Source organism: Paenibacillus thailandensis (genome assembly GCF_042685365.1).
Taxonomy (GTDB): domain Bacteria; phylum Bacillota; class Bacilli; order Paenibacillales; family Paenibacillaceae; genus Paenibacillus_AP; species Paenibacillus_AP thailandensis.
Genome location: NZ_JBHUMY010000030.1, coordinates 20,774 through 44,593 on the forward strand (window position 1 = coordinate 20,774; position 23,820 = coordinate 44,593).

At 56.2% G+C, this 23,820-nt stretch carries 21 protein-coding genes; 1 reads left to right on the forward strand and 20 read right to left on the reverse strand.

Going from position 1 to position 23,820, the window contains the following annotated elements; all coding sequences use genetic code 11:
- Positions 1 to 12 precede the first annotated feature (12 nt).
- From nadA to ACFSW5_RS20185, 19 genes are all read right to left on the reverse strand, one after another.
- The gene (gene nadA, locus ACFSW5_RS20095; protein WP_379277058.1) at positions 13 to 951 is read right to left on the reverse strand and encodes a quinolinate synthase NadA; all 939 of its coding nucleotides are present in this window, start codon (positions 949 to 951) and stop codon (positions 13 to 15) included.
- Between the two features lie 749 nt (positions 952 to 1,700).
- Complete coding sequence (locus ACFSW5_RS20100) at positions 1,701 to 2,663, reverse strand: ABC transporter permease (protein ID WP_379277060.1); 963 nt, start codon at positions 2,661 to 2,663, stop codon at positions 1,701 to 1,703.
- A 1-nt stretch (position 2,664) separates the two neighbouring features.
- Positions 2,665 to 3,765, reverse strand: a complete 1,101-nt coding sequence (locus ACFSW5_RS20105; protein ID WP_379277063.1) for an ABC transporter permease — start codon at positions 3,763 to 3,765, stop codon at positions 2,665 to 2,667.
- Between the two features lie 3 nt (positions 3,766 to 3,768).
- Entirely contained in the window at positions 3,769 to 5,313 is a 1,545-nt protein-coding gene (locus ACFSW5_RS20110; protein ID WP_379277189.1) for an ABC transporter ATP-binding protein, read from the reverse strand.
- Between the two features lie 114 nt (positions 5,314 to 5,427).
- The gene (locus ACFSW5_RS20115; RefSeq protein WP_379277065.1) at positions 5,428 to 6,492 is read right to left on the reverse strand and encodes a BMP family lipoprotein; all 1,065 of its coding nucleotides are present in this window, start codon (positions 6,490 to 6,492) and stop codon (positions 5,428 to 5,430) included.
- A gap of 350 nt (positions 6,493 to 6,842) precedes the next feature.
- A complete protein-coding gene (ftsH, locus tag ACFSW5_RS20120; protein WP_379277069.1) occupies positions 6,843 to 8,843 on the reverse strand; it encodes an ATP-dependent zinc metalloprotease FtsH in 2,001 nt (666 codons plus the stop codon).
- A 139-nt stretch (positions 8,844 to 8,982) separates the two neighbouring features.
- Complete coding sequence (hpt, locus tag ACFSW5_RS20125; protein ID WP_379277072.1) at positions 8,983 to 9,522, reverse strand: hypoxanthine phosphoribosyltransferase; 540 nt, start codon at positions 9,520 to 9,522, stop codon at positions 8,983 to 8,985.
- Positions 9,523 to 9,572: 50 nt separating this feature from the next.
- Positions 9,573 to 11,006: a tRNA lysidine(34) synthetase TilS gene (gene tilS, locus ACFSW5_RS20130; RefSeq protein ID WP_379277076.1), complete on the reverse strand. Its 1,434-nt coding sequence runs from the start codon at positions 11,004 to 11,006 to the stop codon at positions 9,573 to 9,575.
- 37 nt (positions 11,007 to 11,043) lie between these two features.
- On the reverse strand, positions 11,044 to 11,967 hold the full coding sequence (locus ACFSW5_RS20135; protein WP_379277079.1) for a protein kinase domain-containing protein: 924 nt from the start codon (positions 11,965 to 11,967) through the stop codon (positions 11,044 to 11,046).
- Positions 11,951 to 12,676: a hypothetical protein gene (locus ACFSW5_RS20140; RefSeq protein WP_379277081.1), complete on the reverse strand. Its 726-nt coding sequence runs from the start codon at positions 12,674 to 12,676 to the stop codon at positions 11,951 to 11,953. The genes ACFSW5_RS20135 and ACFSW5_RS20140 overlap by 17 nt, the downstream gene beginning before the upstream one ends.
- Positions 12,677 to 12,964: 288 nt before the next feature.
- Positions 12,965 to 13,540, reverse strand: coding sequence for a hypothetical protein (locus ACFSW5_RS20145; RefSeq protein WP_379277083.1), 576 nt, complete (start codon positions 13,538 to 13,540; stop codon positions 12,965 to 12,967).
- Positions 13,541 to 13,626: 86 nt separating this feature from the next.
- Positions 13,627 to 16,137 (reverse strand): stage II sporulation protein E, encoded by a 2,511-nt coding sequence (gene spoIIE / locus ACFSW5_RS20150; RefSeq protein WP_379277087.1) that lies wholly within the window; start codon positions 16,135 to 16,137, stop codon positions 13,627 to 13,629.
- 495 nt (positions 16,138 to 16,632) lie between these two features.
- Positions 16,633 to 17,127 carry a S1 domain-containing RNA-binding protein gene (locus ACFSW5_RS20155; protein ID WP_379277089.1) on the reverse strand — a complete coding sequence of 165 codons (495 nt, stop codon included), beginning with the start codon at positions 17,125 to 17,127 and terminating at the stop codon, positions 16,633 to 16,635.
- A 105-nt stretch (positions 17,128 to 17,232) separates the two neighbouring features.
- Positions 17,233 to 17,553 (reverse strand): FtsB family cell division protein, encoded by a 321-nt coding sequence (locus tag ACFSW5_RS20160; RefSeq protein ID WP_379277091.1) that lies wholly within the window; start codon positions 17,551 to 17,553, stop codon positions 17,233 to 17,235.
- 39 nt (positions 17,554 to 17,592) lie between these two features.
- Positions 17,593 to 18,204 carry a spore cortex biosynthesis protein YabQ gene (gene yabQ / locus ACFSW5_RS20165; RefSeq protein WP_379277094.1) on the reverse strand — a complete coding sequence of 204 codons (612 nt, stop codon included), beginning with the start codon at positions 18,202 to 18,204 and terminating at the stop codon, positions 17,593 to 17,595.
- Entirely contained in the window at positions 18,201 to 18,485 is a 285-nt protein-coding gene (gene yabP, locus ACFSW5_RS20170) for a sporulation protein YabP (protein ID WP_379277097.1), read from the reverse strand. The genes yabQ and yabP overlap by 4 nt, the downstream gene beginning before the upstream one ends.
- Before the next feature lie 237 nt (positions 18,486 to 18,722).
- Positions 18,723 to 19,007 carry an RNA-binding S4 domain-containing protein gene (locus ACFSW5_RS20175; protein WP_379277099.1) on the reverse strand — a complete coding sequence of 95 codons (285 nt, stop codon included), beginning with the start codon at positions 19,005 to 19,007 and terminating at the stop codon, positions 18,723 to 18,725.
- A gap of 3 nt (positions 19,008 to 19,010) precedes the next feature.
- The gene (locus ACFSW5_RS20180; RefSeq protein WP_379277101.1) at positions 19,011 to 19,283 is read right to left on the reverse strand and encodes an HU family DNA-binding protein; all 273 of its coding nucleotides are present in this window, start codon (positions 19,281 to 19,283) and stop codon (positions 19,011 to 19,013) included.
- A 185-nt stretch (positions 19,284 to 19,468) separates the two neighbouring features.
- A complete protein-coding gene (locus ACFSW5_RS20185; RefSeq protein ID WP_379277103.1) occupies positions 19,469 to 20,947 on the reverse strand; it encodes a bifunctional methyltransferase/pyrophosphohydrolase YabN in 1,479 nt (492 codons plus the stop codon).
- 269 nt (positions 20,948 to 21,216) lie between these two features.
- Between ACFSW5_RS20185 and ACFSW5_RS20190 the strand changes: the two genes are divergently transcribed.
- The gene (locus ACFSW5_RS20190; protein WP_379277105.1) at positions 21,217 to 22,356 is read left to right on the forward strand and encodes a glycerate kinase; all 1,140 of its coding nucleotides are present in this window, start codon (positions 21,217 to 21,219) and stop codon (positions 22,354 to 22,356) included.
- Positions 22,357 to 22,472: 116 nt separating this feature from the next.
- Here ACFSW5_RS20190 and melA read toward each other — a convergent pair whose 3' ends face one another.
- On the reverse strand, positions 22,473 to 23,771 hold the full coding sequence (gene melA, locus ACFSW5_RS20195; RefSeq protein WP_379277108.1) for an alpha-glucosidase/alpha-galactosidase: 1,299 nt from the start codon (positions 23,769 to 23,771) through the stop codon (positions 22,473 to 22,475).
- Positions 23,772 to 23,820 lie beyond the last annotated feature (49 nt).

A 23,820-nucleotide genomic window follows, 5' to 3' on the forward strand; every position in this document is an offset into this window, starting at 1 on the left:
GAGTAGCGCATACTACTTCACAAGCAGCATGCGCTCCAGAGATAGACGGGCTTTATTCGCCACCTCGTCAGGCACGTAAATTTGCGGCTGCATCGTTTCAAGCGCCTTGACGAGCTTCTTCAAGTTGTTCACTTTCATGTTCGGGCATACCAAATATTTGGATGCGAAGTGGAACGTCTTATCCGGGCTGTCGAGACGCAGCTGATAACCCGTGCCGTCCTCCGTTCCCACGATAAACTCTTTATTGGAGGACTCTTTGCAATATTTAATGATCGCGGTGGTGCTGCCGACAAAATCGCCAAGCGCGACGACTTCCGGGCGGCATTCCGGATGGACGACGAATTCGGCGTTCGGGTATTTGGCCTTCATCTCTTCGACGTCTTTGACCGTCAGCATATCGTGCGTATTGCAGTAGCCTTCCCAGATGATCATCTTTTTGTCGGTTTTCTGCTGCACGTAATGGCCGAGGTTTTTGTCCGGAACCCAAATGATTTCGTCGCTTTCCACCGAGTTGACCACCTTCACGGCATTGGCCGAGGTGCAGCAAATATCGGTTTCCGCTTTAATCTCGGCGGAAGAGTTAATATAGGTAACAACCGTAGCGTTCGGATGCTGCGCCTTCAGTTTACGGAGTCCGTCTACGTTGACCATATCGGCCATCGGGCAGCCGGCGCGCTCGTCGGGAATAATGACCGTCTTGTTCGGGGCCAAAATTTTCGCGCTTTCTCCCATGAAGTGGACGCCGCAAAATACGATCACGTCGGCATCGGTTTGAGCCGCCTTCTGGGCCAGCAGGAACGAGTCCCCGCGGAAGTCCGCGACCTCTTGAATTTCGTCCCGTTGATAATAATGCGCTAAAATGATGGCGTTGCGTTCTTTCTTCAACTGCATTAGCCTCTCACGCAGCTCGCGGTTCTGTTCCGCCTTGCGTTCCAGTGCCAGTGCTTCCACTTCGATCCTCTCCTCTGTAAAAGGGATGAGCCGAAAGCCCATTCCGAATATGGCATCGCAGACTTTGTGAATTCGTGCACTTACTTGAAAAGTCCAATAGCCGACAAGAACTAAATATGATGATTCAAATTTACTCCAGGCCGACGAAAGTGTCAATGAAATCTACATCATTTTGTCACTTTTTCGACATAAAAAGAACCCCATCCTTGCCAGGGGATTCCAACCCCTTAAATCAAGGGCTCGCACCCCCTAAATCAACCCTAAATCAAGGACTCCCAACCCCCTAAATCCCCCTTGTCGTAAGAGGGACCCCAAGGGGCGCAGCCCCTGAAGGGCACCCCGAAAGAAATAACGATCCCCGCTCCTGAGACGCATTAAACCAACCACCCGCTTCAAGCGCTTGCGTCTCTGCCGGACATGCCGGACGTTTGCGCGGCGATTGAAGGCACCGGATTACTCCTTACTTCCCTATAGCGGTTATCCCTTTTGCTCAGAAGTCCTGTCTTCGTCTTTGCCTTCCTCTTATCTCCCAACCTGAACCTTGCCGCCTGCTCTTCTGAGCCTCGGGGTTACTGCCGATAAGGACCAAAAACCCCCGAAACCGCATGAAGATCATCGCTAACTGCGTGGTCAGACAAAGGCCTTCTAGAAAGGCGCCCGGTTCAAGTTAAACCGAGTCATTCCCAATAAAAAAGTCTCTCCCGTTTGTCCGAGAGAGACTTGTAACGCAACCCGCGTTCGCGGAAAGCTTACCGCTTAGCCGGGTCGTAAGGCTCGCCGAGCGCCGCCGGAGCATGGGAGCGCTTCGTGGCAATAGCCAGCACCGCAAGCGTAAGAACGTACGGCAGCATATAGAACACTTCGGAAGGAATTTCGCGAGCCCATTCGAATAGCTGCATCCAGACCCGAAGCGCCTGGGCGAATCCGAAAAAGATCGCGGCGCCCGCTACGCCAAGCGGATTCCAGCGTCCGAATATGACGGCCGCGATCGCGATAAAGCCTTGGCCCGATACGGTGTTGTGCGCAAAGCTGCTTGTCGTCGTCAACGTAAGCGTCGCGCCGCCAAGACCGGCCAGAGCTCCGCTAATCAGCACGCCGATATAACGGTATTTCGTAACGCTGATGCCGACCGTATCCGCCGAGCTCGGGTGCTCGCCGACCGAACGAAGGCGAAGGCCAAAAGGCGTGCGGAACAGCAAGTAATAGCCGACCGCGCAAAGGACGATGGCGATGTACGTTGTCGGATAGGCGATAAACAGCGCTTCGCCGAGAAACGGAATATCCGACAGCCACGGAATGACCCATTTGTGGAATGGTTCCGACAACGTCGGCGTCTGTCCGGAGCCTTCGAACATCGACTTCGTCAAATAAATGGTAAGACCCGCCGCCAATATGTTAATAACAACCCCAACGATCGTTTGGTCGGCTTTAAAGGTGATCGTCGCCACCCCATGAAGCAACGAAAACAAGATGCCGAACAGCATCGCCGCGATTAACCCGATCCATGGCGAGCCTTCGCCGAAGCCGCCTTTGATCGCCGCATCGGTCACGACGGCCGCCGAGAACGCGCCGGTTACCATCAGGCCTTCAAGCCCGATATTGATCACGCCCGAGCGCTCCGAGAACACTCCGCCTAGAGCCGTAAAAATCAGCGCGGTCGAAAAGACGAGCGTCGTATTGACAAGCTGTCCCAAAATTTCAGCGATATACAAACTAGACCGCCTCCTTCTTGTCCGGTTTGCCGCTTTTCTCTTTCGAGCCAAGCTTCATAATCGGCTTCAAGAAAAATCTTACAATGCCATGAGCGGCTACGAAGAAAATGATGGATCCGATCACGATCCGCGAAATTTCGTTCGGCACCCCCGCGCCGAAACTCATGCCGGTTGCGCCGTAGCTTAAGCCGCCGAACAGAATCGCTCCCAGCAGCACGCCGATCGGCGTATTGCCGCCAAGAAGGGCGACCGCGATACCGTCGAACCCGTATCCCGGCGAAGCCGTCAGCACAGCCTGGTAGCCGAAAACGCCCAGCACTTCAAAAGCGCCGCCGAGTCCGGCGAAGACGCCGCTTATAAACATCGATTTGACAATCGTCCGATTGACGTTCATCCCCGCGTATAATGCGGCATCTTTGTTGAAACCGACCGCCCGGAGCTCGTAACCGAGCTTCGTCCGCCATAAGAGCACGTAGAAAACGACAACCCCGACAAGCGCCACTACGGCGCCCCAGTGAACGCGGGCGTTATCCATAAGGCTCGCCAGCCCGTCCATATGAACAAGCGCCGATTCTTTAACCGGCTCAGACTTTTGTTGTCCTTCCGCGAGCAGGAACCGGTTAATGATCAAGTTCGACAAGTAGAGCCCGATCCAATTCAGCATAATGGAGGAGATGACCTCGTTAATCCCCCGCGCAGCCTTCAAGTAACCGGCGATAGCCGCCCACAAGCCGCCGAACACCGCGCCGGCGATAACCGCAAGCGGAGCGTGAATATACCACGGCAAATCAAGCGTCACGCCGATAATCGTTGCGCCTGTCATCCCCATGACAAACTGTCCTTCGGCCCCGATATTAAAAAGACCGGTACGGTAAGCGAACGCAATGGCCAGACCCGTAAATACAAGCGGCGTAATGGCCCGGATCGCTTCGCCGATATCGTAAGGGCTGCCGAACACTTTTTTGACCAGCGAAGAATACGCTTGAAGCGGATCGAAGCCGCCCGCAAGCATCGCAATCGCACCGACGATCAGCCCGAGAAGGATCGAGACAATGGGCACGAGAGCCGATGATTTATTGAATATTTTATAGATGGCGCCCATACGCTACCCCCTCTCCGTTTTCTGTTCCGAACCGCCGGTATTCCCGGCCATTAACAGGCCAAGCTTCTGGTCGTCGCGCTCGGAAGCGTCAACCTCGCCTACAAGCTTCCCTTCGTACATGACGACGATACGGTCGGACAAAGCGTACAGCTCGTCCAGCTCGAAGGAAACGAGCAGTACGGCCTTCCCTTCGTTTCGCGCTTGCACAAGCCGTTTATGCACATATTCGATCGCCCCGATGTCAAGACCGCGGGTTGGCTGAACCGCGATGAGCAAATCCGGATCCTTCCACAGCTCGCGGGCGATAATCGTCTTCTGCTGGTTGCCGCCGGACAACGAACGGGCCGCTGCGTGTATACCGGAGCCGCGTACGTCGAATTCCTTCACCAGCTTATCCGAAAGCTCGTCCATCGCCTTGAAATCGATAAAGCCGCCTTTGCCGAATTCGGGCTTGAAGTAGCTGCCCAGAATCATATTTTCGCTAACGGAAAAATCAAGCACAAGGCCGTGTTTGTGGCGGTCTTCCGGGATATGCCCGACACCGGCGAGCGCAACCTCGCGCGGCGATCCGTTCGTCACGTCCTTCGTCTTCAGCTTGACGGAGCCGCCGCTCACCTTCAACATTCCGGTAATCGCTTGGATCAGCTCGCTTTGCCCGTTGCCGTCCACACCCGCTATGCCCAATATTTCTCCCGCGCGGACGTTGAAGCTGACGCCGTCGAGCGTATATTTGCCGTTGCCGTCTTTCATGCGCAGCCGATCGACCGCCAATACGACTTCGCCCGGCTTAGCCCGCTCCTTCTCCACCGTAAAGTTCACGTCCCGGCCGACCATCAGCTCCGCCAGCTGGCGTTCGTTCGTTTGCGACGTCTCCACCGTCCGGATCACCTTGCCGCGGCGAATGACGGTTACCCGGTCCGTAATCGCCATGACTTCCTTCAGCTTATGGGTAATGAGAATGATCGATTTCCCTTCCGCGGCCAAATTGCGCAAAATCTCGATTAACTCCTCGATTTCCTGCACGGTCAGCACCGCTGTAGGCTCGTCGAATATAAGAATGTCGGCGCCGCGATACAGCGTTTTTAATATTTCGACGCGCTGCTGCATGCCGACGGTTATATCTTGAATCCGCACGGTCGGATCAACTTTCAGTCCGTATTGTTCGGATATGAACCGAACTCTTTCATTCGCTTCTTTATAATTGATGCTCATGCCTTTAACCGGCTCGTTGCCGAGCACGATATTTTCCGCAACCGTAAACGGCTGCACCAGCTTGAAGTGCTGATGCACCATACCGATGCCCAGCTCAATCGCTTTGCCCGCGCCGTCGATCACAACCTTCTGGCCGTTAACGGCTATGGACCCTTCATCCGGTTGATACAAGCCGAACAAAATATTCATCAGCGTTGATTTGCCTGCCCCGTTCTCGCCAAGCAGCGCATGAATTTCGCCTTTTCTTAATTCAAAATCAATGGAATCGTTTGCCACTAACCCCGGAAATCGTTTCGTTATTCCAGTCAACTGAACGACCGGCGTTCCCCGTTCCATCATCTTATCACTCCTAAAAGTTTTGCGGATGAGTAAACTTCCCTTTGTAACAAAACAAGACCGGCCCGAAGCCGGTCTTGTCGGACTTGCATCGACATATTGCGTTTCCGATGATTATTCTTCTGGAGTAGTCGGAACCGTAATTTCTCCGCTAACAATCTTTTCTTTATATTCGTTCACTTTATCCAGCACGTCTTGAGGAACGTTAGGGTTGGATTCCGGAAGACCTACGCCGTTATCCTTCAGGCCAAGCGTAATGGTCTTTCCGCCTTCCAAAGTGCCGTTAATCAGATCGCTCGACACTTTATATACCGCTTCTTTTACGCCCTTCATCATCGAAGTGAGCGTAACGTCGTTGCCGAATTCAAGCGATTGATCTTTGTCTACGCCGATAACCCATACTTTGTTGCCAGCGTTGAAACGTTCGATCGCTTCGTTAAATACGCCTGTGCCGGTAGCGCCTGCGGCTTGGAAAATAATGTCAGCGCCGTCGTTGTATTGCGTAGCGGCGATCGTCTTGCCCACATCCGGCTTATCGAACGCGCCGGCATATTGAATCAATACTTCAGCGTTCGGATTTGCAGCTTTCACACCGGCTACATAACCGGCTTCAAACTTCTGGATCGTCGGGGATTCGATACCGCCTACGAAACCAACTTTATTCGTTTTCGTCGTCAAGCCGGCAACTACGCCGACCAGGAAGGATCCTTCGTGTTCGGCGAAGGTAACCGAAGTAACGTTCGGCAGGTCAACAACGCTATCAATAAGGGCGAAGTTCGAGTCCGGATTTTGCTCCGCGGCTCTCGTCATGGCGTCGGAGAACAAGAAACCGATTCCCCAGATCAAGTCGTATTTCTCTTGAACGAAGGATCTCAGGTTCGGCTCCATATCCGCGTCGCCTTTAGATTCCAGGTACTTGGTCGTAGCGCCCGTGTCTTGAGCAATTTGCTGCAACGCTTCCCAGGCGCTTTGGTTAAACGACTTGTCGTTGACGCCGCCGGTGTCGGTCGACATGCCGATTTTCATTTTGCTTGCTTCCGGAGCAGCCGATTCGCCGGCAGCCGGTTGGGACGGCGAAGCCGCCGGAGCGTTCGTATTGTTTTTCGCGCCTCCGCCGCACGCAGACAAAATCAGCGTCAGCGAAAGAATCAAGGCGAGCATCAAACCGGATTTCTTCATTTTTCTCTCCCCTAGTCTCAAAATAATATTTGGCAACCTGCTAAAGTCTGATTTTTCTTAGCTTGTCCAAACGGTCGCTATTATTCCATTATAGAACCAAAAAAATAAACGTCAATGTTAAAATGTAATAAAATGTGACATGATGTTGGACGTTTATCATTTGCCGCTAACAAGCAATTGACATAACCAGAACAAAATGCTGTTCGTTCGGAAATCGCTTAGCAGGTTCATTCCACTTTCCAAATTAAATTATAGCCTATAACCGAACATTAAGGAAGCATTAAAATAAAAAGAACAGACGTTCAAAGGGCTTGGCGCCCTTGATGAACGTCTGTTCCAAATCAGCATATTTACTGCTTATCTTGATCGGAATTGTCGGGTGATCCGGTATCTTCCGGAGCTTCCGCGTCCCCCGGCTCACGCGTCTGAATCCGAACTTTAACGCCGCCAACCGTGTCAATGATCGGATCTACGGAGGTCGTTTCCTTCGGAACGGATCCTTCTCCCGTCGAACCGTTGCCGTCAAGCGTGCCGGTCTCGATCAAATTCTTGATTTGCTCCAGCTCGAGCGTCTCCACCTGCAGCAGCGTTTCCGCAATTATGCGAACTTCCTTGCTCTTCGCGGTGAGTAGTTCCTTCGCCCTAGTGTAGCATTCGTTCATAATGCGCTGCATTTCTTTATCGATCTCGTACGCGATCGTGTCCGAGTAGTTCTGCTCATGACCAAGATCGCGGCCGAGGAATACTTGCCCTTGCGAAGTGCCGAACTGCATCGGCCCAAGCGTCTCGCTCATGCCGTATTCCATGATCATGCTGCGGGCGATGCTTGTCGCTTGTTTGAAATCGCTGTAAGCGCCAGTGCCGATCTCGCCGATAAACAGCTCCTCCGCCACGCGTCCGCCGAGTAGGCCGGTAATCTTGTCGAGAAGCTCCTGCTTCGTGACGAGCATACGGTCTTCCTTCGGCATCATGATCACGTATCCGCCCGCACGTCCGCGCGGGATAATCGTCACTTTATGAACCATGTCGGCATGCTCCAGGAAGTAGCCGATAATCGTATGTCCCGCTTCGTGGAACGCAACGATCCGTTTCTCCCGATCACTGATGACACGGCTCTTCTTCTCCGTGCCGACAATAACCCGGTCGATCGCTTCGTCCACTTCGACCATGGCGATATCCTTCTTGTTGCGGCGGGCCGCAAGAAGCGCCGCTTCGTTAAGCAAGTTCTCGAGATCGGCGCCCGTAAAGCCGGTCGTACGCTTGGCGATGACGTCGAGCTTCACGTCCTTCGACAACGGCTTGTTGCGCGCATGAACCTTAAGCACCGCTTCGCGGCCTTTGACGTCCGGACGGTCAACCGTAATTTGACGGTCGAAACGGCCTGGACGCAGAAGCGCAGGGTCCAGAATATCCGGACGGTTCGTGGCGGCTACGATAATAATGCCTTCGTTGGCGCCGAAGCCGTCCATCTCGACGAGCAATTGGTTGAGCGTCTGCTCGCGCTCGTCATGACCGCCGCCGAGGCCCGCTCCGCGCTGACGGCCGACGGCGTCGATTTCGTCGATGAATATGATACAAGGCGCATTCTTCTTGGCGTTCTCGAACAAGTCGCGCACGCGGGATGCGCCGACGCCGACGAACATTTCCACAAAGTCGGAACCGGAGATGCTGAAGAACGGAACGCCCGCTTCGCCGGCCACCGCTCTTGCGAGCAACGTTTTACCCGTACCCGGAGGGCCCACGAGCAGCACGCCTTTCGGAATGCGCGCTCCGACCAGGTTAAACTTGCGAGGGTCTTTGAGGAAGTCGACCACTTCGACGAGCTCTTGCTTCTCCTCGTCCGCGCCTGCCACGTCCTCGAACGTTACCCGCTTCTTCTCCTCATTATAGAGCTTCGCGCGGCTCTTGCCGAAGTTCATCACTTTGCCGCCGCCGCCCTGCGCCTGATTCATAAGGAAGAAGAACAAAATAAATATAATCACGAACGGAATGATGGAAGTCAGGAAGGTGAGCCAGATGCTAGGCTGATCCATCGGCTTGTATTCCAGCTGGAAGCCGAATTGCTTCTCCCATTCTCTGATTTGCCCCAAGTCTTGCACGCTGATCCGTCCGACGAATTTATCGGAGCTTGCCCCTTCCGGCGCCTGCTTGTAAGTACCCGTTACATAATACGTTTCATCGTCGTACTTCAGGGTCAGCTTCGAAACATTGTCTGATTCGATAGCCTGGCGAAGCTGATCGTATCTTAGCCCGACGGTAGTATCGTTCTGGTTGCTGATAAACTGGATGATCCCGACGGTAACCAAAAAGATAATTAAATAAAATCCAGTGTTACGGATGATCCGATTCATCCCCTACCTCCTCTCAGACGCTTTAAACATTTTACCATAGCATGACTTTCCATCTCAATAGAACTGGATCGGAGCAGAAGGCATGTACGGTCCATCCGTGCCCCGCCGGCAGACGCGTGCGGGGCACATAAGCATCGGGTTATTTCTCGTACACTTCCGGCTTGAGAATGCCGATGAAAGGCAGGTTGCGGTATTTCTCCGCGAAATCCAGACCGTAGCCTACCACGAATTCGTCCGGAAGGGTGAAGCCCGTATAATCGGCTTGCAGATCGACCGTTCTGCGCGCCGGCTTGTCAAACAGCGTAGCGACCGTAACCGACTTCGCGTTGCGGCGCTCCAGCACGTCGATCAGATAGCTGAGCGTCAAGCCGCTATCGATAATATCTTCCACAATAAGGACATCTCTTCCTTCAACGGTTACGTCAAGGTCCTTAATGATTTTGACGACGCCCGAAGATTTGGTCGACTGCCCGTAGCTCGAAACGGCCATAAAGTCGATTTCGAGCGGAATCGTCATCGCTTTGACGAGGTCGGACATAAAAATAAACGCGCCTTTAAGGACGCAAATAACGAGCGGATTCCTCCCCTCGAAATCCCGGCTTAGCTTCTCGCCGAGCTCCTTCACCTTCGCCTGAATCGTTGCTTCATCATAAAGTACCGTCTGAATGTCGCTTAACAAAGAAATATCCCCCTACGTTATAACTATAATTATGAGTATACCGGCGTTACTTATTCATGCTCGATTCGAACGCGCAGAACGCCTTTGGTCTTGCCCCGTTCCACAAGCGCATGTCCGGAGCGGCGGATTCCCGGCACCCACAGCAGGCGCCCCGCCGCATCGCACAGCAGCGGATACCGTTCCCTTAACGAAGGCGGAACTTTACCGTCAACGAACATATCTTGCACTTTTTTGGACCCGTTTAATCCTAGAATTTGCATTCGGTCGCCCGGCTTTCGGCTTCTGATGACGAGCGGAAACTTCAGCTTGTCGATATCGAAGCAAGCCTCCTCGCGTCCGGCGGGAGCTGGACTTCGCCCCGCCGAAACGTCTTCCGCCGCAAACATCATCACCGACCCGAATTCCTTCACCTCAATGCGCGTTGCCCCGGCGGGAACCTCGTAGGCGTATCCGCCGTTTTCGCCGGCGCCGACTTGCTTCGGCCGGATAAAGGAAAGCCGGCCGTATTCTCTTAAAAAACGGACGCCGCCTCCCGCATCGAGCCTCCAGGTGCTCCTCGCACCCGGCGCGGCCGCCGCGCGAATCGTTTCGATATGGTCGAACGTAACTGAATCCGCTTCCTCAGAAAGATAATTTAATATTAGTTTAATCAATCTCCTTTGTAAAGCGACGTGAAGCCCGTTAAGCGCCTCCGCCTGCAGCGCGACGCCTTCCGGCTCGAACGATGCAAGCTCGTCGAACAGCCGTTTCGCCTCCCGGTCCATCCAGTCGTCCTCGGAAGAAGCGAGCTCCGCCAATCGCCAAAGCGAATCCGGCAGTTGCGGATTGAATTGGGACAAGTACGGCAATACGTCGAGACGCACGACATTCCGGAAATAATCGCGCTTCTCGTTGCTGCCGTCCAGGCAATACGGTATATCATAATCGCTGCAATATTGAAGCAGGTCTGTTTTTTTCATACGCAGCAGAGGGCGAATGAGTTCCACGTTTTTTTCCGTACGCTTCATAGCAATTGCTGCCAACCCTCCAAGGCCGGTGCCCCGGATGATCCGCATCATGACCGTTTCCGCCTGATCGTCGGCGTGGTGGGCCAGCGCGATGACGCCCGCGCCGTGCCGCGCGGCCGTCTCGTGCAAAAAGACGTACCGCCTCAGCCGGGACGCTTCTTGGCCGTTCATCCCTGTTTCTTCTATATAAGCAGGCATATTCAGCGATATTTGCTCGCACTCGACGCCAAGCCGTTCCGAGAAGCTTTGCACGACAACGGCCTCTTCGGCCGACTCGGGCCGAAAGCCGTGATTGGCATGGGCCGCCACCAGCGATATGCCTTCGGACTCGGCCACTTGACTAAGCATATGGAGCAGCGCCATAGAATCCGGCCCGCCCGATACCGCGACTACGATTTTGTCGCCATTCTTCCACAGCTTCTCCCGAGCCGCCGTACGGCGCAGGAATCGAAGCCGCTCGTCTTCCCTGTTTCCCATCGTTCAACCTTCTCCATTTCATACGGCTGCCTTGCGGTTACAGACCGCCGGCGAACAGCCAATAGATCGCCCCGGCAAGCAGCAGCAGCGATCCGGCGAACAGCCCCTTCACCCACAAAGGTACGGCAGCAGGGCGGCTCCGCTCCCGCCGGTGCAGAAGCAGGCGCCACGCTTCCGCAGCCGCTGCCGCATCCGGAAATCCGCCGCGAAACGCCCGCTCCAGCCACGACACGTACGGCTGTAATCCCGGGCTGCCGCTTGCCAGATCCAGCAGATCGTCGGCCGAACGGTTCTGCGGCAGCCGTTCCTTCGTCAGCTGCATTAGCCGCTTCGGTTCATGAAGCTGGATGCACAGCACGCCGAACGAAAACAAGTCGTACCCTCCGTCCGCCGAACGGCTCCCCATATTCCAATAACCCCGGTCGTAAATCTCCGTAAACTGCCGGACGCTTTTGCCCGCCGCGGTCACGCCGCCGAAATCGATCAGCTCGATGCGGCCGTAATCAAGCGCCATGACGTTCTCCGCCTTCAAGTCCCCGAATACCCATCCGGCGGCGTGCAGCTCGGCAAGCTTGTTCAGCAGATGCAGCCCCAGCAGCGGAAACCACTCCATGCCGTGCTGCGACAAATAATTCGGCAGCGTAACGCCGCGCACATAACGCATAATATAAAAAGGATACTCCTTGCCGCCCGGCAATTGCAAATCGTCCACGTCGAACAGGAAAGCGTCTTTCCCGGAACGTCTTTGCGCGGCGAGCGACTTCAGCACATTGATTTCCGACTGCAAGTCGACGGTATCCATCCCTACCTTCATGGCGTACCAAGACCGGTCCCGCTCGACCAGATACACTTTGCCGTTGGCCCCCTCGCCGAGCAGCTTTTCGACGCGGTACCGGCGCTGCCTCCACTTGCCGATGACGGTCATCCCTTTGCGCAGCTCTAGATTAAACGACGTAGTCACTCATCATCCCATCCGTTTCGTCCCTGTTCCCTTTACGATAAGACTCGGTCCTGTAAAAATCAATAACTTGCATCAGCGCAGGCCCCGTCGGCGTCGTGCCGCTCATCGGCAGCTTGGGAAAAATCGCGCTCACCCCCGTCAGATCGGATGTCCAGCCGATATCCATCACGCATTCGTCCCCGTAGCGCGAGCCGGGAAAATGGAACACGCACAGCTCGCTTTCCCCCTGACGGGCTTGCAGGCTCAGCATTAAATCGCGGATCGCCTCTTCGACAGCCTGCAGCTTCGGCTTCATGCTTGCGCTGGCGTCGATCAGCAGCGCCACCTGCAGCTTCTGCGTCTCGCCCAGCTCGTCGATAACCCGCACCACCTCGCCCCGCTTATCCGGCGGCAGCGCTTCAATCGAGCCGTTGCCAAGCACCTGCTTCAGCTCCTTCTGCACGGCAAGCTGCACCGTTTGCATGACCGTCTTCCGCGTCATCATCTGCACCGTCTGCGAGAGCTGCCTCGTATTGACGAGCCGGCTCATGCCGCCTCCCGCTCTAGCAATCTCGTCTATTTCGGCTGCGCCGAGCTCGCCTACGTCGCCGTAATCGAGCACGCCGACGACGTTGACGACGATGCCTTCCCCTTTCGCGTGCGCGGCGGCCACGACCGGGCTGACGCCGACATTCGAGCAGCCGTCCGTAATGAGCAATATTTGTTTCATCGTTATCCCCTGCTTTCATTATCGGTTATTCTATCAGTTTTGCCGATTTTAAGAGGGATAAACCAAGAAGAAACGATTCTTCCGGCCCTTCGCTCATGAGGAACCGTTTTCGGCCTCGCCTATAGACCGTCCGTTTAGCTATGAAAGAGGCCTGACTGCTGTAGAAACCGCAAAAAAAAGAGCCGTACCCGGCAAGTAGGACGTCTCTACTTGTGGGTCAGCTCCGAAATGGACAACCATAAAAGCGACAGCAGCAGCATCACCCCTTCTTCGCGCCGCTCGTTCGCCTTACTCCGGTTTTCCCCGAATGGCGACCGAGCCGCGCTGCAGGACAACTTGCCTGGGCCTTCCGAAAGCCGGCGGGCTCGATCGGTTTCGTCCCGCACCCTGCATTCGGCTTTGCGGAATGCCCGCGCCGGCCGTTCGACTCCCGCTCATGCGGACGATGGGCCGCCCTTCACGGCTGCGGGCAAGCTTGTCCGCCGCTCCTTTCGCAAGCCGAAGCGGCCTGAGCTGGCGCGAGCCGCCCGCTTCCTTGCCCGGCCCGGCCGCCGATGCCACCGTCGCCGGGCGCCCTTTGCGCCGCCCTTGCCGTTCCGTCCGGCGCGCCTCTTCCCATACCCGCGTCTCTTCGCGCTTGCGGGCCTCCACCCACGATCTCGCTTCCTTCCAGATCGGCGTCTCCGTCCGCATCGCCGCGCCCCACGCGGCGGCCGCTTCCATTGCCGGGACCGTATCGGGGTCCGCCTCCCGCACTACATTCGCCGGGCGTTCCGCCCGAATCCGTTCCGCTTCTTGCCGAACCGCATTCAAAGTCTCCGCTTCCGCTTTCACATTCTCTATTTTCATGTTCTTCTCTTTCATAAATAACGCCTCCTTTATAATAGATCCGATAACTTCTTCCCGAACGCCGCTCCAACGCTTCTTATCCAAATCCGCTTGCCTGCCCGCTAACTCACCGTTCGAGGCCGTTCCACCTTGTCCAGTCCCGGCCAGCGGAACGACGCCCATTCCGGCATATGCTTGTCGATCCTCGCCACCAGCACCGTCATATCGTCGACGATCTCCCCGTCCCGATGCCGAACGACCGTCTCCAAGAGCGTATCCGCAATCTCCTGCGGATCGTCCGTTTTCAATTCGTGAATGATCCGCTTCATCCACATTTCCTTGTTCACCGCATGCCCCGGCGCGTCGTAAATGCCGTCGCTCATCATAATCAGCGTATCGCCGGGCTGCAGCGGCATCGATACGAGCTCGAAGTCGATGTCCTGCAAGATGCCGATCGGCAGATTGTTGGCCGTAACCGGGATCACTTCGCTTCCCCGCTTAATAAAGCTTGGCGTCGATCCGATCTTCATAAAGGTTGTTTCCGCCGTATATAAATCGATAATGGCCAAATCCACCGTAGCGAACACCTCGTCCGGCGACCGAAGCAGCAGAATGGAGTTGACCGATTTCACGGCAAGCTTCTCGTCCATGCCGGATTGCAGCAGCTGCTGCAAAATCGACAGCGCCGCGCTGCTCTCCTGGCGCGCCCGCTCGCCGTTGCCCATTCCGTCGCTGATCGCCACGGCAAATTTGCCGTTGCCGAGCTCCAGCATGCTGAAGCTGTCTCCCGACAGCAAATCGCCTCCTTTCGCCGCCCCCGCTACGCCCGTTTCCACCTCGAACGCCTTGGCCGACCCGAACACGGCCAGCGCCGGCCCGCCGTTCTTGAGCGGAGCGGATTCCGACTTGACGGCGATATGCTCGCCCAATATGTCGCTCAGCAGCGGCGCGATTAACTTCCGGCATTCGTCATAGCCTTTGCGGAACGTATGGTACACTTCGATCTCCACATTCCCTTCTTCTAAATTGATAATTTCAATATCTTGAATGGATAATCCCAATCCCTCCAATGCGTCGCGAATTTGCTGCTCCTGCAGATGAAGCGTCAACCCCTCCCGTTTTATCTCCTTCGCCAGGTCCTCCATCACTTGCGAGACGCCGGACAATTGCTCCGCCACAAGCTGCCTCGATTCGAATATTTGCCTCCTCCAGTGCATATCGTTTTTGTAGAGCTCGTACTCCTGCTGCATAATGCCGATCACGTTCGGCACCTTGTTGCAATGAACCGTCCAATGGCGGGGCGCGTCCCGGACCGATTGGATTTTGCCTTCCTGGACGGCGTCCATCATTTCGGTCATCATCTTGTGCGTTTGAAAAAACTTGTTCTCCCAACATACTTTCTGTCTATGGCAAGAGGCGCAGCTGCGCTCGGAAACGGAATTCATGAAATGGGCCAGCTCCTGCTCCTTGCGGGCTTTGGAAACGGCTTCGTCCTGCGACGGCGGTCCGCCGAACTGGCCGAAGCTGCGGGAGAGCTGCCGGAACACTTCGGAATATTGCGATACCCGTCCGGCCGTGACCTCCCTGACCCGCTTCGCGTATTCATGCTGCGACTTCGCGTGCTCGTTCGTGCCCGGCACGTAACGGGCGATCGTTCGAATCATGCTCCGCGGCGTAAGCATAAGCAGAACGACGGCGGCCACCGATTCCCATGTCGAGGCCATCACGTCCATGCCGCTGCCGATGTAGACCGACAGGATCGAGGTGCCGAGCAGCATGCCGAACGCGGCGGCCATCTTCCCGCCTTCCCGAAGCAAGCCGGCCAGGAGCCCCGCGAATGCAAGCAAGCTCATCTGCACGATCGCCTGCAGATCGGCCAAGCTTAGAATCAAGCCCGCCACGACGCCGACCGAGGCGCCAAGCGGAGCTCCCCCGGCGAGCGCGAATAGAAGCAGCGTATACCGGGACATGACATGCTCTGCGGACATGCCGTACAATGTCCAGCCGACCAATCCCGTCATGACGGATGCGAGCATAATCATTAAGCAAATGATTTCTTCGTTGCGCAGGTTCGCCGTTTTTTTGGCCATGGTCAGCACGGGCAGCGCTTGGATGAACACGAGCGTAAGCACAAAGCCGAGCGACGCCTCGACCACGACCATCATAAAGCTGTACCAGCCGAGATGGTCCCCGATCAGCACTTCGAACAGCTGGACGACCAGCGTCGCCGCGAATACGAGGAGGGGCGCCGTAGACAGCTCCGCTTTCTCGAACGCCTCCAGACCTTTCAGCAAGAGGAACAGCGCGGCGATCTCCATGCCGGTCCACATCGGCGCCGGCGTCGCCGCAAAACAGCTTCCGGCTATAAGCGATAAAGCCGCCCATAAGTAAACATCCTTTCTCGTCAGATAGATAACTGCGAAGTACGCCGCCGCGAACGGCATCAACGATTCCAGAATGACGGCCCGTCCAAGCAAAAAACCGATAGCGACGAGCAGAATCGTCCATTTCTTGGCCGCAAGGAGACGGAACGGCCCCCATCTCAAGGCTGCCTCATAGCTTCTTCTCATAAAGGATTGCGCCTTGCCCGATTCTTCTACTCCCGGAAATAGAACCACGTTCTCTTTGCTCATCTCTTACTCGCACCACCAATCCCAAAAAGTAATGTGCCTCCCAGTATAGAGACTTGTCCGCATGAAGTTTGTCATTATGCGTAAGCGGATCAAAAGTTTTTTCCGACATGCCCGCGCCGCCTTTGCGACGATTGTCAACACAACCGCAGCCCTTGATTTGCAAGCGCTTGCAACCGATGCGGCGCCGAACCGAAGACAAGCCGTCCTACAAAAACCGCCGTCTATCCCAAGAAGCAAATTGGCGAATGAAGGGGTGAACGTGTCGGGAATGAATGAGAATCGGAGTAAAAAAAACTTCTGTCGAAGTCTATTCGAAGAAAAGGCTCGGCTTCGGAAAGTCTTTCCATGTATCCTGGCGCTTTTGGCGGAAGTTTGTGTTGCCGGAACGGGGACTCGGGGCCGCAATAATACTCGTCCGGAAACAGCAAAAAGCCTGCCCGGTTACCCCGGACAGGCGAATGACTGTCGATGCTTATGCTTATGAGATGCGGTGGATTATACCCGCTTGGCTCCGCGTCCTCCGCGTTTGCCTTCCGTATTCTTCCGCAAGGAAGAAATCCGCTCTTCGCTATCTTTCAGGAAGCGTGACATTTTATCCTCGAATGACGTCTTGCCATACGGCGGTCTGCCAGTTGATGGTTTGAAGGGACGTCCGCCTCGGTCTTGGCCACCGCTAGGACCTCCTCCAGCGCGGTTAAAGCCGCCACCTCCGCCGCCAATGCGCTCGCGCTGCGGCGGTTGTTGACCTGCAGGCCGGTCAACTGCCTGTTTGATAGAAAGCCCGATTTTTCCGTCTTTGTCTACGTTGATGACCTTCACCGTGACGATGTCGTCGATCTTCAGGTGATCCTTCACGTCTTTGACGTAGTTATCGGCAATCTCCGAAATGTGAACGAGCCCTGTGACACCTCCCGACAAGTCGACAAATGCTCCGAAATGCGTAATGCCTGTCACTTTGCCCTCTAACTTGGCGCCCACTTCAATTGCCATAAAATAAAATGTTCCTCCCTAAAATTTATGCGAATAGCTATACAACGTGATTATAACCGAACGGTTCAAGCAAGGTCAACAGACGTTCACCCGTTTATAACCGGGCTATTCGATCACTTGGATAACCTTCTCGCCTTCCTTGACCATGCCTTGTTCCTTCGTTGCCAACTGCTCAATATATTCAGGATCGTTTAATCTCTCGATCTGCTTATTCAGCTCTTGCTTGCGGGCAACGGCTTCGTTCCGCTGCTGTTCGATCGTTTCGTAGCGAAGCGCCGTTTCGCTCTGCTGCTTCATCTGTCCGATAAACGTATAAGCCGCCCAACCCATAAAGAGGATCATAAAGGTAAGCCATAGCCTCATTCGGCGCTTGGAGCCCCGTCCGGTTGCCGGTTTATTCGTATTGGATGTCGCGACAATCGCCATTGGCCGACAATACCCCTCTCTACTTCAATTGTCCGTGCGTTACGGCTTTCGGATCAGCTTCTTCCATCGCTCCGCGATGCGGTTTCCGGCGTCCCGCAGCCGGGAACCCAGCCGGAGTCTGTCCAGATGCGGGCCAAGCCGGCCGGCGATCGGACGAATAACCGGTCCCAACATCCACTTTGCAAGCAGCCAAAACGGACGAAATAATTGTAACACAACTTTTAAGAGGAAAATAGTGATTGCCGCTCCAAAAGAAAAAATTACCTTTATTAGCTTATAGAGCAAAACAAGCGGCTTTACGATCGTCCAGTCCAGCATGCCGATAATAAACCGGATGAGCCCGCGGACCGCAAGTATCGTCCATCGGACAATGGCCGCGACCATTCGGCTGAACAAGAAATAATAAACCGTAACGCCCAAGAGCAAGCCCAGGAACACGTATACCCTAACCTCGCCGTTGTTGCCGGCATACAGTACCCGGAACACGATCAGCGCCGCCGCGACCCAGTAGAGCAAATCGAGAAACGGCAGCCACCACCGGGGAAACTTGAGCTCGAGGGACAGAATTCGGTAGCTGTCGAACACCGCCCCCATCCCAAGTCCGGACAGCAGCATAAGCGCCATGGTCCACCATTGCATACTCAGCGTCACTTGAACAGCTTCCCGAACAATCCTTTGGATTTGCCCGAGGCATTGCCGTCCAAATAGGCGAGCGAATGGACAAGCCCCTCGATCACGACGATTCCCTGTTCCAGGCTAAGATGTTTAATATGCAAGTTCTGACCTTTGATCGTCAGAAAGCCGAGCTCGGTTTCCAGCAAAAACTCCTCCGTGTCGAAGCTTTCCACGTTAATCGCTCCCGTAATTTCCAGCAGCTTGCGGTTTTGCATCTTCACGTCCTGTCGCTTCTGCCCCTTGCTTTGGTCAACCATGCCCTGTCCCTCCCGCTACCTAAGCCGCGCCGCACTATCGGTATGCGCCGGCTTGTACTTACTACTAACCTATGGGGAACGGGACAGGTTTAGAACTGCTTGCCCGGCAGCGGGTCGAAGCGCCGGCGGCGGACCGTCCGCGCGCTTGCATTGTTCGGCCGGCCGAATGGACAAGGAGTCGCTCCAAAGAACAAAGCCGCCCGGCAAGATGGCTTGCAGGCGGCTTTGGACCTGGCATTACCAGCCGAAGGACTCGTCCTTGTCCGGCTGGCGCTGCTCTTCTTTTATTATCGTATACAACTCGCCGGCTTCTTCCTTGCGAGTCGTCTCCGCTATACGTTCAACACGTACCGTTACGATCTTCTGACCGTATTGAATTTGAAGCTCGTCTCCCGGCTTGACGGCGCTGCTTGCTTTCGCTTCGCGGCCGTTAATCCATACGCGGCCTTGCTCGGATACGTCCTTGGCCACCGTACGGCGCTTAATCAAGCGGGAAACCTTCAGAAACTTGTCGAGGCGCATTTCTTACTTGATCGCTTCTTTCAGTTTGTTGCCCGCTTTGAATGCAGGAACCTTCGATTCCGGAATCGTGATTTCTTTGCCCGTTTGCGGGTTGCGGCCCACGCGGCCGGAGCGTTTGCGAGTTTCGAACGTGCCGAAACCGATCAGCTGCACTTTGTCGCCTTCGGCGAGCGCTTCCGTTACTTCACCAAGAAAACCGTTCAATACGGTTTCTACGTCACGTTTGGTAAGACCGCTTTTTGCCGCGATGTTGTTGATCAAGTCTGTTTTGTTCATAATAATTAATCCTCCCAAAATAACTAAATTTGTCAATCGGCGCGGGCAGCGCCAACTGGCCTTGGAATTTTCTATTCTACATGAAGATTATAGATTCTGCCATTCCGTAAAAATTCCTGCCTGACCCTAAAATTTTTTTGCGTAATATGGTGGATGTCGGCGAATAATGACGAAACTTCAGCGGATTATAAGCGTTTCGCTTCTTCCCACCAACGATCCATTTCTGTTAAATCAGTCTGGTCAAATTGTTTCCCGCTTATACGAAGCTGCTCTTCGATATAAGAGAATCTCCGCTTGAATTTGGCGTTGGTCCGGGAAAGCGCCTCCTCCGGATCCGCGCCGATGAACCGTGCGGCGTTCACGACGGCGAACAGCAGGTCGCCGAGCTCCCCGGCCTGTTCCTCCGCATCCTTCGAAGCGACCGCTTCGCGAAGCTCCGCCAATTCCTCCGCGATTTTGTCCAGCACGGGCTCAAGCTCGCCCCAATCGAAGCCGACCTTGGACGCTTTCTTCTGCAGCTTGTACGCCTTCAGCAGCGCCGGAAGCGCCGGCGGGATGCCGTCCAGCACGGACTGCTTCGACGGATCGATGCCTTTGCGCCGCTTCTCCTCCGCCTTCATCTGCTCCCAGTTCGCCAGCGCTTCGTTCGCGTTCTCAGCGCCGAGATCGCCGAACACGTGAGGATGCCGGAACAGCAGCTTCTCGTTCAACGTCTGGACGACGTCGTAAACCGAGAAAGCGCCGACCTCCTCCTCCATCTGGCTGTGCAGCATAATTTGCAGCAGAACGTCGCCGAATTCCTCCCGCATTCCGTCGGGATCGTCGTTGTCGAGCGCCTCGAGCGCTTCGTACAGCTCTTCGATGAAGTTGACGCGTATCGACTGATGCGTCTGCTCCCGGTCCCACGGACAGCCTTCCGGACTGCGGAGAATCGCGACGATCTCGTGCAGCCGGTCGAAGGACCTGTTCAGCAGCGACGGGTCTTCCGAACGCGGCACCCAGACCAGCGACAGATTGCCGAAGCCCGGCGTCCGATCCAGCTCGTACAGCGGCACGCGGAGGATCGATTCCTCGCCGGCGACGCCAAGCGCATGCCCGACGACGACTTCGTAATCGTCCGGATAAATTTCCATCAGGGCAAGCTTCACGTCCGAAGCCGTAAAGCCGTCGTAGACTTGCCCGATGATCGTATGTAGCTGCGGCCGCAGCAAGGAAGGCGACAGCTCGGCGGCGTCCAGCAGGACGAAGCCTTCGATCGGATCGAGACCGAGCCGCAGGAACGCTTGGTCCAGGAAGCTTTCTCCCCCGAGAACGGCAAGCGGGACGCCTTCCTCCCGGCAGCGCTGAAGCAGCAGCTGGACGGTGCGCTCGGCGACCATCGGATGTCCCGGCACCGCATACAGAACCGGGTCGCCTGCGCCTTTCGCTTCGGCGATCAACTGATCCGCAATCGCCTCGTAAACGTCGGGAAAGCTGTCCTTCTGCTCGTAAATGTAATCAAAAGAAGCGTAGGCGATTCCGTGCTCCCGCAGCATCGCCATCATCGGATGCTTCTCGGTGCGGACATAAACGCGGGAAGCCGACTGCAGCCTCCGCCATACGCCAAGCGTCAGCTGATCGGGGTCGCCCGAGCCCAAGCCAACGACCGTAATCCGTTCGTTCACACCCATTCCCTCCACTTTCCCTGCACGGGCAGTTGTTTATGTTCTACCTTCCGGCGCTTAGTCGGACTTTCCATCTCTATTGTTAACCTAATCGACTGTTCCCATAGCCGCAAAATCGATAAGAACGTTTGCCCGTTCTATAGTTTACCTCTTTGCGTACCCGCTTCGCAAACTTTGGCGGAAATCGGCTCTTCCGCCCGCGCCGAAGGTATAATGGAAATACCGGTACGGCTCAACGGATTCTTATGGAAAGGCAAGGTGTTGTCGAGATGAAAATCGTCATTGCCCCGGACAAGTTTAAAGGCAGCTTGACGGCCCCGGAAGCGGCCCGCGCGATCGAGCAAGGCGTCCTTCGCTGCAATCCTGAGGCGGCGACGGTGCTTGTCCCCGTCGCCGACGGCGGAGAAGGGACGCTGGACAGCCTGATCGCGGCAACGGGCGGGACGTCTGTGCCGGTCCGAGTGACCGGCCCGCTCGGCGAGCCGGTGGAGGCCGCATACGGCATAACCGGCGACGGGCGCACCGCCGTCATCGAGATGGCGCGCGCCTCGGGGCTGCTGCTCGTTCCGCCCGCGCGGCGGGACCCGCTCCGGACAACGACATACGGCACGGGCGAGCTGATCCGCCACGCGCTTGACGCGGGCTGCCGCAGCTTTATACTTGCGCTCGGCGGCAGCGCGACGAACGACGGCGGAGCGGGCATGCTCGAGGCGCTCGGCATGCGGCTGACGGACCGGGACGGCCGGAAGATCGGACCCGGCGGAGGCGAGATCGGACGCATCGCAAACGTCGATGCGTCCGGATTCGATCCGCGAATTGCGGAAAGCTCGTTCGTTATTGCGTCCGATGTGACGAATCCGTTCATCGGCGCCGAAGGCGCTTCCCGGGTATTCGGGCCGCAGAAGGGCGCCGACGCCGATAAGGTCGAGCGGCTGGAGGAAGCGATGGCGAGCTGGGCCGGACGGATGGAGGAGGCGACGGGCGTGCGGGTGCGCGACATGCCGGGCGCGGGTGCCGCAGGCGGTCTCGGCGGCGCGCTGCTGGCGTTTTTCCCGGCCGTCATGCGGCGGGGAATCGACGTGGTCGCGGCGTGCTGCAGGCTGCGGGAGAAGCTGCAGGGCGCGGACCTCGTCCTGACCGGCGAGGGCGCCATCGACGGCCAGACGGCCGGCGGCAAAGCGCCGCTCGGCGTCGCCGAAGAAGCGCGCAGGCTGGGCATTCCCGTTATCGCGCTTGCCGGGTCTGTCGGGGCGGGCGCGGGCAAGCTGAACGATCTCGGGTTCGCCAGCATCCACAGCATCGTTAACGGGCCGATGACGCTCGAGGAAGCGGTCGGACGGGCCGCGGAGCTGCTGGAGCTGGCGGCCGAGCAGGCGGTCCGCGCGTTCAACGCCGGACGGCGGCGCTAAGCAAGAGGCCTTCCCGGTCCGTACCGACCTGGACGCGCCGGCGCGCCCGCGCGGCAACGAAAAACGCCCCATCCCGCCGTTGCTTAAGCAAAAGCGGGATGGGGCTTCTTTTTCGATTATTTGAAGGCCGGCAGCCAGCTGCCGTGCGCCTCGATCAGATCGTCGCACAAAGCGACGATCTCGTCCATCGACAGCTCGGCGGACGTATGCGGGTCGAGCAGGGCCGCGTGGTAAATATGTTCTTTTTTGCCCGTAAGCGCCGCTTCAATCGTCAGCAGCTGCGTGTTTATATTGGTCCGGTTCAAAGCGGCCAGCTGCGGCGGCAGATCGCCGACATAGGTCGGCGTAACGCCGGATGCGTCCACCAGGCAAGGAACCTCCACGCAAGCTTCCTTCGGCAAATTCGTAATCAATCCCGTATTCATTACATTGCCCCCGATTTTGTACGGCACGTCCGTCTCGATCGCCTCCATGATGCGGGACGCGTATTCACGGCTCCGTTTATGCTCGATATGCTTATCCGAAAGAAGCTTCTCGCGCATCTCCTTCCAGCCGTTAATCTGATTCACGCACCGGCGCGGATATTCGTCGAGCGGAATGTTGTAGCGGTCAATCAGCTCGGGATATTGGCGTTTGATGAAGTAAGGATGGTATTCGGCGTTATGCTCGGAAGATTCGGTCACGTAATAGCCGAACCGCCGCATCAGCTCGAAGCGGACCATGTCGTCATGCTTCTCGAGCTGCTTCTCGGCGGCGCGGCGCTTAATTTCCGGATACAAATCTTCGCCGTCCTTCGTCACTTCCAGCAGCCAAGCCATATGGTTGATCCCCGCGATCTTCCATTGCACCCCGGCGTCGTCCATTCCGAGGCTGCGGAACAAATGCGGCACGCATACCTGCACGCTGTGGCACAAGCCTACGGTGCGGATGCCCCCGGCCGTGTTCATGACGTTCGTCAGCACCGCCATCGGGTTCGTATAATTCAGGAACAGGGCGTCCGGGCATACTTCCCGCATATCGCGCGCGAAATCGAGCATGACCGGAATCGTGCGCAGATTGCGGAATATCCCGCCGATGCCGACGGTATCGGCAATCGTCTGGCGAAGACCGTATTTCTTGGGCACTTCAAAATCGGTAATCGTACAAGGGTCGTAGCCGCCGACCTGGATGGCGTTAATGACGTATTTGGCTCCCCGCAGCGCTTCCTTCCGGTCGGAATAAGACTTGACGGCGCAAGAGCTGCCGGTTGACCGCTTCAAGTTCTCCAGCAGCTCGGCCGATTCCCTCAGCCTTGTCGCGTCGATGTCGAACAGCGCCAGTTCGAATTGCTGCAGCGCCTCCGTCAACATGACGTCTCCGAGCACGTTTTTGGCGAATACGGTGCTTCCCGCTCCCAGAAAAGCGATTTTGGACATGGCGGAATTCCTCCTCTATCGGATCGATTTGTATAAATCCATAGCTTTA

What these genes read in the sequence shown, in the direction of transcription:
- ACFSW5_RS20105 (WP_379277063.1), bottom strand. Translation starts at nt 3,765, where the DNA reads ATGGGCGCCATCTATAAAATATTCAATAAATCATCGGCTCTCGTGCCC.
- ACFSW5_RS20110 (WP_379277189.1), bottom strand. Translation starts at nt 5,313, where the DNA reads ATGGAACGGGGAACGCCGGTCGTTCAGTTGACTGGAATAACGAAACGA.
- ACFSW5_RS20115 (WP_379277065.1), bottom strand. Translation starts at nt 6,492, where the DNA reads ATGAAGAAATCCGGTTTGATGCTCGCCTTGATTCTTTCGCTGACGCTG.
- ftsH (WP_379277069.1), bottom strand. Translation starts at nt 8,843, where the DNA reads ATGAATCGGATCATCCGTAACACTGGATTTTATTTAATTATCTTTTTG.
- tilS (WP_379277076.1), bottom strand. Translation starts at nt 11,006, where the DNA reads ATGGGAAACAGGGAAGACGAGCGGCTTCGATTCCTGCGCCGTACGGCG.
- ACFSW5_RS20140 (WP_379277081.1), bottom strand. Translation starts at nt 12,676, where the DNA reads ATGAAACAAATATTGCTCATTACGGACGGCTGCTCGAATGTCGGCGTC.
- ACFSW5_RS20145 (WP_379277083.1), bottom strand. Translation starts at nt 13,540, where the DNA reads ATGAAAGAGAAGAACATGAAAATAGAGAATGTGAAAGCGGAAGCGGAG.
- spoIIE (WP_379277087.1), bottom strand. Translation starts at nt 16,137, where the DNA reads ATGAGCAAAGAGAACGTGGTTCTATTTCCGGGAGTAGAAGAATCGGGC.
- ACFSW5_RS20155 (WP_379277089.1), bottom strand. Translation starts at nt 17,127, where the DNA reads ATGGCAATTGAAGTGGGCGCCAAGTTAGAGGGCAAAGTGACAGGCATT.
- ACFSW5_RS20160 (WP_379277091.1), bottom strand. Translation starts at nt 17,553, where the DNA reads ATGGCGATTGTCGCGACATCCAATACGAATAAACCGGCAACCGGACGG.
- yabP (WP_379277097.1), bottom strand. Translation starts at nt 18,485, where the DNA reads ATGGTTGACCAAAGCAAGGGGCAGAAGCGACAGGACGTGAAGATGCAA.
- ACFSW5_RS20175 (WP_379277099.1), bottom strand. Translation starts at nt 19,007, where the DNA reads ATGCGCCTCGACAAGTTTCTGAAGGTTTCCCGCTTGATTAAGCGCCGT.
- ACFSW5_RS20180 (WP_379277101.1), bottom strand. Translation starts at nt 19,283, where the DNA reads ATGAACAAAACAGACTTGATCAACAACATCGCGGCAAAAAGCGGTCTT.
- ACFSW5_RS20190 (WP_379277105.1), top strand. Translation starts at nt 21,217, where the DNA reads ATGAAAATCGTCATTGCCCCGGACAAGTTTAAAGGCAGCTTGACGGCC.
- melA (WP_379277108.1), bottom strand. Translation starts at nt 23,771, where the DNA reads ATGTCCAAAATCGCTTTTCTGGGAGCGGGAAGCACCGTATTCGCCAAA.